Origin of the sequence: Geobacillus sp. ZGt-1 (assembly GCF_001026865.1) — a bacterium.
In the GTDB taxonomy this organism is placed as follows: Bacteria; Bacillota; Bacilli; order Bacillales; family Anoxybacillaceae; genus Geobacillus; species Geobacillus thermoleovorans.
Map to the genome: position 1 here is coordinate 323,907 of NZ_LDPD01000023.1, position 9,823 is coordinate 333,729.

A 9,823-nucleotide genomic window follows, 5' to 3' on the forward strand; every position below is an offset into this window, starting at 1 on the left:
GGGAGTCGTTCACTTTTTTACTGTTGACATAGTGAAAATAATCATATATTGTTATAGTAGCAGCTTAACTATATCCCCTCCCATTATTGTGGATAGAACATCCCCCAAAAACCCTTCTTGGCGCGGCTAAGAAGGGTTTTTTTGTGTGTTCCGGCGCCAGGAGGCCTTCCGTTNCGCTTTTCCTTGCCCAAAGGAGCCGCCTGCGTTTGCCCGAGGGAATTGCTTGTGTGAAGCCGACGTAGACGGCTTTTTTTCTTACGAAAACCCATGCAAAAACGGATTTGCATCCATCTCCGCGGCGATCGTCGTCTCTGGCCCATGGCCTGAAAGAACGATCGTTTCCTCCGGCAGCGTAAGCAGTTCGTCATGAATGCTTTTCAACAGCTGCTGATGGTTGCCGCCTGGCAAATCCGTGCGTCCGATGCTGCCGGCAAACAGCGCATCGCCGGAAAACACAATATTGGCTTGTTTGCAATAATACGAGACGCTGCCCGGGGAATGACCCGGCGTTTCGCGGACATCCAACGCAAACGGACCAATGTTCAGCACCGTCGGTCCTTTCAGGCATGTCGGTTCGCAGCGGACAGCGACCGGACCGCCGAAATAAAGCGAGCCATTCAATGCCGGATCTTGCAGCCATTGTTTTTCCTTTTCGTGCACATACACTGGAATGTCCCAGCGGGCAAGCACGTCCGGGATGCCGCCAATATGGTCAAAATGCGCATGCGTCAGCAAAATCGCCAACGGGGTCAGCCCTTTTTCCTCGATCCGGCGGACGAGCGCCGCGCCTTCCGCGCCGGGGTCAACGATCAGGCATTGTCGATCTGCAGACGACAACAAGTAAGCGTTGGCCTGAATCGGGCCGACAGGGATGCGCGTCCATTCCATGGCCATCTCCTCCTTTCCTTGACATGTCCAATATTTAACTTTATTTTACTGCTTTTTTTCAAGCGATGGAAGAGAAAAGAGAAAGGGACCTCGACAAATGGAGGAAAAAAGATTACAATGAAAAAGAATGGACACGTTTGTACATACTGTTTCATGAGGGGGTAAAACGATGGGTACGGTCATTATTTTTGCACTTGTGACGTTGCTTGCCCTTTATGGAATGCTCCGTACATTGCGCGAGAAAAACGTGCTCGGATTTTTGTTTGGACTTGCCACTACCGCCGTATTCGGCTGGTTTACCATCATGACCATTTTACATCATGGCATTCCAACCGGCACGCACTGAAAACGCAAGAGGCGAATCATGCCTCTTGCGTTTTTTTATGCCATTTTGAGCGCTGCTAAAAACAGGCCGAGGCTGTCGCGGTATATTCGCGCAAACTGCGAGAGCGGCAATGGATTGACACCCTCGCCGAGCTCCACCGTGTAACCGCGCCGCTTCCACGTTTGAATGAACCAATCGCGGTAGCCGGCATGGCTGTCAATGTAGCGAACAGCCTGGTAGCCGCTTGCTTCAGCCATCGCCTGAACCGTTGCCTTCGCCTCCGGCGGCTCGAACCCTTCATATCCCCAATAAATTTCCTTGCCTTGTGTATGAAACGCGACGACCATCGCAAAATCGCCCGACTCGGCGAGCGCCGCCATCGCTTTCGCCTCCGGCTCCGTAAGCGGGGCGAATCCTGGAAAATCACGCGGTGCCGGCGCTTTCGGCGGTTTGCGGGTCTGTTCTATTTCCCAGTTAGCTGGGAATTGATTGTTTAAATCAACGCCGCGGATGTTCGCTTTCCATTGCGAAAAGTCGAGCGATCCACCGTTGATGCAGACGACTTCGCTCCGATGCGGCTCTTCTTCCGGCGGGCCGTTCAGCACAAGGTTGACGCCGTCGGGATTGACCATCGGCACAACGGAAAGAGTCACTTTACGGTAATAATCAAGCACCCGATGGCCAGCAAGCTCGTCATCGTTAACCAACGCCCTCGCGTACTCGTCGATGAGCGCCATGATTACGGCCGTCGTGATNCACTCATTCGCGTGGAATGATCCGTTCATATGCACGCGCACCGGCCCGCGGCCGATTTGCAGTTCAACGAGCGGCAAGCCGAGAACGCTATGGCCGATCGTCCGCTGGCGCACAAACGGATAGCGACAGACGAGGGCGGTGATATCCTCCATCAAAGCGGCAAAATCGTACGGACGGACGCTGCGGACGACCGGGGACGAAATCCGCTTCGGCAGCGGCGCTGTTCCGTTGATGACCGCCATCGCCCCCGGCAGCCGCCGCAGCACCTCCGTCGGCAGCGATAGGCGGTCAGCGAGCGCTTCCCACGTATCGATCGGCGCGTATCCCGGGATGGCAACGGTCTGCCCAGGGCGCAATCCCTCTTCCACATGCGGATTCGAATCGATGATCAGTTCAGTCGGCACCGAAAACCATCGTCCATATGTTTCAAACGTATCGCCGGGCCATGCTTGAAGGTGCATGCGCCGTCTCCCCTTCCCATTTCTTTACCTTAACATATGTCGGCAGACGGCAAAAAATGAGCGCCTGGCAGGCGGCAGTGCACGAATGTTCGCAAACATCTCCTTCTTTAAAGTTCGTTCCAATCTCATATCATCCAACAATAAGAAAAGGCGCCCCAACCTTTTTGGGACACCTTTCGTTGTTTACGCGCCGACAAGCTCTTTCGCCAGCCAGGCGGCGCCGATGACGCCGGCATCGTTGCCAAGCGTCGCTAAAACAAGCTTCGCCCCAGCGGCGACGCGCGGGAACGCGAAGCGGCGGAAATGGGCGGCCACGCGCTCGACAAGCATGTCACCCGCCTTGGACACGCCGCCGCCGATCACGATTTTCTCCGGGTTCGTCACATTGGCGGCATTCGCCAACGCCCAACCAAGATAGTACGTTGCTTCATCGACCACTTCCAATGCCAGCGCATCGCCCGCTTTGGCGGCGTCAAACACCGCTTTGGCCGTCACATCCCCGTTGCGAAGCTCACTCGGACGCTCATCTGCGGTCAATTTCTCCTTGGCGATCCGCACGATGCCGGTGGCGGACGCAATCGTTTCCAAACATCCGGTTTTGCCGCAGTTGCAACGGGCGCCGCCATCAGGGATCATCGTCATATGTCCGATCTCTCCGCCGGCGCCGTTTATGCCGCGCACAATGGCTCCGTTGGCAATCACACCGCCGCCAACGCCGGTGCCAAGCGTCACAAACAACAAATGGCGCGCTCCTCCCCCTGCTCCTTTCCACATTTCGNCAAGCGCGGCGAGATTGGCGTCATTATCGACCGAAACGGGCAGCCCCGTCGCCTCTTCCAGCCGTTGCTTCAATGGATAATTCGTCCACCCTATATTGACCGTCTCATACAACATGCCGGTTTCCTCTTCGACCGGTCCGGGGGCGCCGATGCCGGCGGCAAGCAGCCTCTCTTTCGCTCCGCCGAGCTGGGCGAGCGTCTTTTCAAGCGATCGGGCAATGTCAGCGACGATATGCTCACCGCGATTGGCGGTGTTCGTCGGAATTTCCCATTTGTGCACGATGTCACCCTCGGTGGTGACAAACGCCATTTTGATTGTCGTGCCCCCGAGGTCAATGCCTACCAACCATGGTTCCATTGCATCCTCATCCTTTTTTCATCCGTTTTTCCCGCTCCATTTGCGCTTCCTGCCGCAAAATAAACAAAGCGGCTTGCAGCTGTTTCGCATCGATCAGCTGGGACTGGTACAGCTCTTTCACTTCCTCTTCCATCAGCTCCAGATCAGCGAGCCGGTCGCCCACGTAAATGATCGTGCCAAACCGTTTCAACAGCTGCTGAACATCGTATACCGTCTTCATCATCATTCATGCTCCTTTTTTCCTCTTTTAATGTAGCGGCAAACGGCCGCGGCCGTCAAGACAAAAAACGCAGGCGCTAAAAATCAGCACCTGCGTCAGCGGTCAGGGTCGCGCGGGTGAAGAATCGCCGGTCGCCGGTTTTTGAGCGGCATCGGCGACCGGATGAGCACGTCGCGCATCGCTCGGTAGGAGAACGGGATGAACGGCCATAAGTACGGAACGCCAAATGACGTCATCCGCGCCAAGGCAAGAATCCAAACGGTGATGCCGATGACATAACCGTACAGGCCGAACAGGCCCGACAAAATGAGCAAGGCAATGCGGACGAGCCGGTTCGCCAAACTCATTTCATAGCTGGGCGTCGCAAACGTACCGATGGCCGTAACGGAAAAATACAAAATCACTTCATTGGAAAAGAGTCCAACTTCCACCGCGATGCCGCCGATCATAAGCGCGGCGACGAGGCCGAGCGCGGTCGCCAGCGAAGACGGTGTATGAATGGCGGCCATTCGCAGCATATCCATCCCGATTTCAATCATCAAAATTTGTGCAAACAGCGGAATGTCTCCCAATTTGGCCTTTCCCAAAAACTGGAGTGGATCCGGCAGCAGTTCCGGCTCGATCATGAGCAAATACCAAAGCGGCAGCAAAAACACCGACGCCCAAACGGCCAGAAAGCGGACGAGCCGCAAATACGCCCCGACGATCGGCTTATTCCGGTACTCTTCAGCGTGCTGCAAATGATGCCAAAACGTTGCCGGGGTAATAATGACACTTGGCGATCCATCGACGATCACAAGCACATGGCCTTCATACAAATGGGCCGCTGCCGTATCAGGGCGTTCCGTATAGCGGACAACCGGGTACGGATTCCAATGCCGTCCGGAAATAAACTCTTCCACCGTTTTCTCAGCCATAACCAGCCCGTCTGTGTCAATGGCGGTAATCGATTCCCGAACGCGGCGAACGAGTTCTGGGTCGGCTATTTCCTCGATATAGCAAATGCAAATATCGGTCTTCGAGCGCCGCGCCACCTGCACGTACTCCATGCGCAAGGAAGGGTCGCGGACGCGGCGGCGGATGAGCGCGGTGTTAAAGACGATCGTCTCGACAAAACCGTCGCGCGCCCCGCGTACGACCCGTTCCGTATCCGGCTCTTGCGGCCCGCGCACCGGATACGTGCGGGCGTCAATCAAAATGATCCGCTCAACGCCGTCAACGACTAATGCCGTCGGCCCAGCAAGCACCATCGCGACCGCTTCTTCCAAGTCGTCTGTCTGTCCGATCTCGACGTACGGAAGATATTTTTTCAGGAGCTTCTCAAGCGGGTGAACGTCCAGTTCGTGTTCCTCAAGCCGGGACAAATATCTCATCAAATAATGCAAAATATCGTCTTTGACAAATCCGTCAATCATAAACAACGCCATCGCCCGGCCGCCATATTCGACGTCAAGGCGAATGACATCGAAGCTCTTCCCGACTCCAAGCCGTTCGGCTAAATAGGATGCATTGTCATGAAGGCGACGGGACGCCAGGCGTTTGGGCATCTGTTTCTCCATCGTCATCCCCCTGCATCGTTTGCACTGTATACTCCCCATCATAGACAAGCATGAGGAAATTCATACATAAATGTTCCTTGCAATGCATATATTGGTGAAAACCTTGTCCAATCCGGGAGGATGTCATGAAACGATGGATGATCCCCTTCATGGCGCTTGCTTTTTTCCTTGCCGCCGCGCTCGCCTCGCTGTGGGAGCACGATCAGACCGCTGAAACGATCAAGTTTTTCCCGCTTGATCGCGAAGCGGCGTTCATCGAAGCGAAAACATCGCTTGCGCTTGAGGGCGGCAATGAACCCGGACGCTACGCGCTCCGCTGGTCAGCCGCCTCCATTTTAAACCGCCGCGCCTATTTGCGTCAGGACGTCTCGTTGTTGTTTGCCGATGGCCGCTTGGCCGATGTGCTGTCGAAATGGAAAACGAACACGGATGCCATCGACATGGAAAAGAAGGTCCGGATGCGGGACAGCCGCTTTTTTCAAGCCGTCTCGTTCCATCACGGCGAGCTGCATACAGGAGAGAACATCACAAGCAGCCAAACGATGTCAAGCAGCTATTTGTACGTCATTGACTCACCGTACCATCCGCGCGCATCGTTCCGGCGGCCAAGAACAGATGACGAGCGCGAATGGCAGCGCGTCTTGAACAAAGCCACGAATGAATTTCTTCGTCATAAAGCGGACGAGCTGCTCACCCACTTTTCTTTGTCAAAGAAAGATTATTACGCCCTTTATTTGCCGGAGCTCGTCGCCTACACGGAACAACCGTTGCCGGGGTTGTCAACGGCAAAAACGCAAACCGTCATCGGCCGTCTTTGGGAAGGATTGTACAAGTCGTACATCCTTGGCATAAAAAAAGAGGATGGATCCATCCTCTCGCCAATCGGCAGCACGATGCCGCTCATTCTCATTCGCAAAGATTACAGTAGGCTCTTCGTTCTCATTGAAGCGAAAACCGGGGAAAAAGTGATGCTCGTGCAACTTCTTTAACACATTTCGAAAAGAGGCCTCCCACTTCAAACAAAGCGAAGTGGGGGCGTTTACCGAAATCCGATCCATAAGCCAGCGGCGACAAGCAACGCCGCCACCGCCAACGCTCCCGCCTGCCGCCCTAAAGCGGTGTGTTTTGGCAAATGAACGACGCCAGCCGCCAAAAAACCGCCAACCAGTCCGCCGATATGGCCGGCGTTGTCGATGCCGGGAACAAGCAGGCCAAACAACAGGTTGACGATGATTAAACTGATGACGTTCATCCCCATCGTTCGAAAAAATAAATGCCGGTAGACAGTGCCGAAGTAAAGAAGAGCCCCGAACAGCCCGAAAATGGCTCCCGACGCCCCGGCCGATAATGACGGTGTAAACAAAAAACTCGCCAGCGCTCCGAAAAATCCAGCCGTTACGTAAATGAACAAAAAGCGAAGCGAGCCGTACAGCCGCTCAACCGTGATCCCTAAATAATACAAGGCGAGCGTGTTGGTCAGCAGATGCAAAAAACCAATATGCAAAAACATTGGCGTCAACAGCCGCCACCATTCTCCCGCCTCAATGAGCGGATTGAATTTGGCGCCGTAGTGGATCAACACATCCGGATTCGTGCTCCCGCCGCTCCATTCGAGAACCAAAAACATCGCAACCTGCACGACGATGAACAGCCGGGTGAACATCGGCTTGCCATACTCAAAAATGCGCCGTTCCTCCTCACGGCGGCGCCGCCATTCGCGGACCACCTCGCGCTTTAAGCGCTCGGCGGCAGCAAACGGATCGGACGTTTCCACAGGCGGCTCAAAACGGAGCGCAACACCCGTCATCTCCGCAAGCCGCGGCAGCACGTCCCCCATATTGCCGCTGTGAAGGAGGAGCGTATGAAGCACGCCATCGGACACTCCAGAGAGCGGCAACGGCTCGGCGACAAGAAATTCCCAATNGTCAACCGGCGGATACACCATCACATAAACATTGATGACCCGGCCCGCTTTGCTGAAATTCCATCCCCTCATTTGCTGAACGAATTGCCATGTATATTCCATATCAAGGCGCAACGATCGGCTCCAATCAAAATCAGCGCGCACGAGGCGGATGAGTGTTGGGCGACGCCAATGGTTTGATTCCAGCCATACTTCATCGGCCTGCTCAGACATCCGTACGATGCGGTAGCCGCCGCGAGACAAACGCTGAACAAGCTGCCAAAACAGTACATCCATCGTTCCCATCACGTTCTCCTCTCCCTTTCCCTGGCGAGGCCAAGTCCGACAAACAGCAACAAAGCCAACTCATCGACTGTCCGGCAAACCGGAGCGAATGGGCCGGCGGGCGCCGGCCGCGGCGGCCGGTTTTTTCATAACCGACTTCTTCAAAAATGATTCACCGCTATTGCATCATGGACGCAACATTTGCGAAACAAGAGCGTTGCGCACAGGAGGAATGTGGAGCGCAAATCGGACAAGTTGCTTTCGCAACGACGGAACGCGCAATGCGAAGGCGGCCATTCGGTAGCGATAGCGGTAAGCAAGACATCCAGCGGCAACGACAAGCAGCGGGTACGACCATTTATTCATCGTTGTTCCTCCTTCATCATATGACATGCTCGTTATTCTTTTTCCCTTTTTCTCTCCAAATATGAAGCGGGGCGCGTCTAACGCGCCAGCACGAAGGCGGCCAGCACCGCAAAGATGACCGAAAGAACGTTCACCGCATCATTGTCAAGCCACCGCCAGCCTTTCATATGAATGGTCGCCTGCCCGCAATGCCATTTCCGCTCAGTCGTCGCCCCGCATGCCGGACAGCGGTAAGCCGCTTGCCAAGCCGCGCCAAGCCACGTATCGAACCAGCTGCCGAGCCAACCGAAAAAGGCAAGAGTAAAAACGGGTCGGACGTCGAGAAAAAACACGCCAACAGCCGCAATAAACAGTGCGCCGGCAAACGAAGCAGCCGTGCCAAGGAGCGTCACAGCCCCTGAGGTGCCGGCTTCCACCGGCCGAAAGCTCGGCCAAACCCGAGGCGGCCACGGGCTTAAAGAACCGATTTCAGATGCCCACGTATCAGCGTTCGCTGCAGCGACGGCGACAACAAACAGATCATCCCAAATCGGGTCGGGACGGACAGCGGCCAATAGCGCCAACACGGCCGGCACCCCGCCATTGGCCAGCACTTGGATGGCATCGCGCCGCCCGCCTTTCGCCAATTTTTCAGACAGTTTTGCCTTGCGTTGCTTTCCGATGTGGCTAAAGAAGCTGGAGCTGACAAAAAAGCAGCCTAACACCCATATTCCGCCCCATGAAAAGCCGCATCCAACCGCTGCGCCGATGACAACGGCTGCCGCCGCTCCTGATATGGACAACGAGCGCAACAGCCATCCTCCGCCGGCGGCGAGGGCAGAGACCGCGATATACCACCATTCATCGCTCACAGTGAAGAACTCCTTGATCAGTAATAATGAATTTCACCGGCACATCATGCTCCTCGGCCGGAATGTCGTCCATCACTTGAAAGGAGTAAGCCAGCGCTGCCGTCACCGCCGAAGCTCCCGGCAAATATCGGTCGTAATACCCGCCGCCATAGCCGATCCGGTAGCCGGTTTTGGCAAAACAGACCCCCGGGACAATGATGAGATCAAACTCATCGCGGTCGATCGGCGTTGTTTGTTTTTCAATCGGCTCAAACAATCCGGCGTACGCTTTTTCGAGCTGGGCAAACGACTCAAGCCGCCGAAAGGACATCGTTTTCGCCCTTGGATCGCATTTCGGGACGCCGATCGTTTTTCCTTCCCGCCACGCCTGTTCAATGATCGGCAAGGTGTTGACTTCCGTCTCTCTCGACACCGTCATGGCGATCGTCCGCGCCGTTTGCCATAATGGCCACCGATATAAATGAGCGGCGATTTGCCGATCGTACATCTCTTTTTCTGCCGCTTTAAGCTGCCGAAGCTGATTCAACATGCGCTGGCGCCATTCCTGTTTGCCGTCCATCATCTTCCCCTTCCTCCCATAAAGATAAAAAGCAGCAGGAATCATCTTCCCACTGCTTACTTCGTTTCGCGGTGCAACGTGACTTTGCGATCGCGCGGGCAATATTTTTTCAATTCCAAACGCTCTGGGTTGTTGCGTTTATTTTTCGATGTAATATAGTTGCGTTCGCCGCATTCTGTGCATGCCAATGTAATGTTCACGCGCATCTTTTTTCCCTCCAAACGAGCTTTATACTTTATATATAATCAGACCTTTCTATGATACCATTTTTCTTCGGCGATTTCCACCTCTAAATTTCATCTTTGTTCAATAAGAGCGCCACAAGCAGAGAATGGTATGGTATAGTGAAAAGGGGAGGGATGCATGTGGTGGAATACGCAATCATCGCTTTGGCAGCTCTAGCCATTATTCTCCTTGTTCTTTCCTTTTTTGCGAAAGATGAACTGAAACCGCTCGAAGAACAAATCGATCATTTGACCGTTTCCCTGGCGCAAGAAACGTACCAGATCAAAA

At 54.6% G+C, this 9,823-nt stretch carries 12 protein-coding genes and 3 pseudogenes; 2 read left to right on the forward strand and 13 right to left on the reverse strand.

The genetic code is table 11. The features are described 5' to 3' along the window. Positions 1-255: 255 nt before the first annotated feature. The gene (locus tag VU18_RS10345) at positions 256-888 is read right to left on the reverse strand and encodes an MBL fold metallo-hydrolase (protein WP_011231920.1); all 633 of its coding nucleotides are present in this window, start codon (positions 886-888) and stop codon (positions 256-258) included. A 169-nt stretch (positions 889-1,057) separates the two neighbouring features. On the opposite strand from VU18_RS10345, the gene VU18_RS17460 reads away from it, so the two are divergent. Beyond that, the gene (locus VU18_RS17460) at positions 1,058-1,234 is read left to right on the forward strand and encodes a DUF2759 domain-containing protein (RefSeq protein WP_011231921.1); all 177 of its coding nucleotides are present in this window, start codon (positions 1,058-1,060) and stop codon (positions 1,232-1,234) included. A 35-nt stretch (positions 1,235-1,269) separates the two neighbouring features. Here the strand turns inward: VU18_RS17460 and VU18_RS20105 are convergent. The 6 genes and pseudogenes from VU18_RS20105 to VU18_RS10370 form a co-directional block, all read right to left on the reverse strand. Further along, positions 1,270-1,968 (reverse strand): M14 family metallocarboxypeptidase (locus tag VU18_RS20105; protein WP_236687358.1); only part of this gene is annotated, 699 nt, incomplete at its 5' end. Position 1,969: 1 nt separating this feature from the next. After that, positions 1,970-2,430, reverse strand: a pseudogene (locus VU18_RS20110) (peptidase M14); the annotation flags it as partial. Positions 2,431-2,613: 183 nt separating this feature from the next. Beyond that, positions 2,614-3,208, reverse strand: a 595-nt coding sequence (locus VU18_RS20115) for an ROK family protein (RefSeq protein ID WP_236687359.1), incomplete at its 5' end; no start/stop codon positions are given. Position 3,209: 1 nt separating this feature from the next. Next, a pseudogene (locus VU18_RS20120) lies at positions 3,210-3,567 on the reverse strand (ROK family protein); the annotation flags it as partial. 7 nt (positions 3,568-3,574) lie between these two features. After that, positions 3,575-3,787, reverse strand: coding sequence for a YqgQ family protein (locus tag VU18_RS10365; RefSeq protein ID WP_011231924.1), 213 nt, complete (start codon positions 3,785-3,787; stop codon positions 3,575-3,577). A 95-nt stretch (positions 3,788-3,882) separates the two neighbouring features. Further along, positions 3,883-5,346, reverse strand: a complete 1,464-nt coding sequence (locus VU18_RS10370; protein ID WP_021322345.1) for a spore germination protein — start codon at positions 5,344-5,346, stop codon at positions 3,883-3,885. A gap of 125 nt (positions 5,347-5,471) precedes the next feature. On the opposite strand from VU18_RS10370, the gene VU18_RS10375 reads away from it, so the two are divergent. After that, entirely contained in the window at positions 5,472-6,335 is an 864-nt protein-coding gene (locus VU18_RS10375; RefSeq protein WP_011231926.1) for a hypothetical protein, read from the forward strand. A gap of 50 nt (positions 6,336-6,385) precedes the next feature. Here VU18_RS10375 and VU18_RS10380 read toward each other — a convergent pair. The 6 genes and pseudogenes from VU18_RS10380 to rpmG form a co-directional block, all read right to left on the reverse strand. After that, positions 6,386-7,269, reverse strand: an 884-nt coding sequence (locus VU18_RS10380) for a rhomboid family intramembrane serine protease (protein WP_236687360.1), incomplete at its 5' end; no start/stop codon positions are given. A 1-nt stretch (position 7,270) separates the two neighbouring features. Continuing rightward, positions 7,271-7,546 (reverse strand): annotated as a pseudogene (locus tag VU18_RS20125) (rhomboid family intramembrane serine protease); the annotation flags it as partial. Positions 7,547-7,720: 174 nt separating this feature from the next. Beyond that, a complete protein-coding gene (locus VU18_RS10385; protein ID WP_011231928.1) occupies positions 7,721-7,900 on the reverse strand; it encodes a hypothetical protein in 180 nt (59 codons plus the stop codon). 77 nt (positions 7,901-7,977) lie between these two features. Beyond that, positions 7,978-8,751: a DUF92 domain-containing protein gene (locus VU18_RS10390; protein WP_047758071.1), complete on the reverse strand. Its 774-nt coding sequence runs from the start codon at positions 8,749-8,751 to the stop codon at positions 7,978-7,980. Beyond that, positions 8,741-9,313 carry a 5-formyltetrahydrofolate cyclo-ligase gene (locus VU18_RS10395; protein WP_033007314.1) on the reverse strand — a complete coding sequence of 191 codons (573 nt, stop codon included), beginning with the start codon at positions 9,311-9,313 and terminating at the stop codon, positions 8,741-8,743. Before VU18_RS10395 ends, VU18_RS10390 begins: the two co-directional genes overlap by 11 nt. A gap of 53 nt (positions 9,314-9,366) precedes the next feature. Then, the gene (rpmG, locus tag VU18_RS10400) at positions 9,367-9,516 is read right to left on the reverse strand and encodes a 50S ribosomal protein L33 (protein ID WP_011231931.1); all 150 of its coding nucleotides are present in this window, start codon (positions 9,514-9,516) and stop codon (positions 9,367-9,369) included. Positions 9,517-9,823: the final 307 nt, after the last annotated feature.

Coding starts and splice junctions, on each gene's coding strand:
- VU18_RS10370 (WP_021322345.1), bottom strand. CDS start 5,346: ATGGAGAAACAGATGCCCAAACGCCTGGCGTCCCGTCGCCTTCATGAC.
- VU18_RS10375 (WP_011231926.1), top strand. CDS start 5,472: ATGAAACGATGGATGATCCCCTTCATGGCGCTTGCTTTTTTCCTTGCC.
- VU18_RS17460 (WP_011231921.1), top strand. CDS start 1,058: ATGGGTACGGTCATTATTTTTGCACTTGTGACGTTGCTTGCCCTTTAT.
- VU18_RS10385 (WP_011231928.1), bottom strand. CDS start 7,900: ATGAATAAATGGTCGTACCCGCTGCTTGTCGTTGCCGCTGGATGTCTT.
- VU18_RS10365 (WP_011231924.1), bottom strand. CDS start 3,787: ATGAAGACGGTATACGATGTTCAGCAGCTGTTGAAACGGTTTGGCACG.
- rpmG (WP_011231931.1), bottom strand. CDS start 9,516: ATGCGCGTGAACATTACATTGGCATGCACAGAATGCGGCGAACGCAAC.
- VU18_RS10345 (WP_011231920.1), bottom strand. CDS start 888: ATGGAATGGACGCGCATCCCTGTCGGCCCGATTCAGGCCAACGCTTAC.
- VU18_RS10395 (WP_033007314.1), bottom strand. CDS start 9,313: ATGATGGACGGCAAACAGGAATGGCGCCAGCGCATGTTGAATCAGCTT.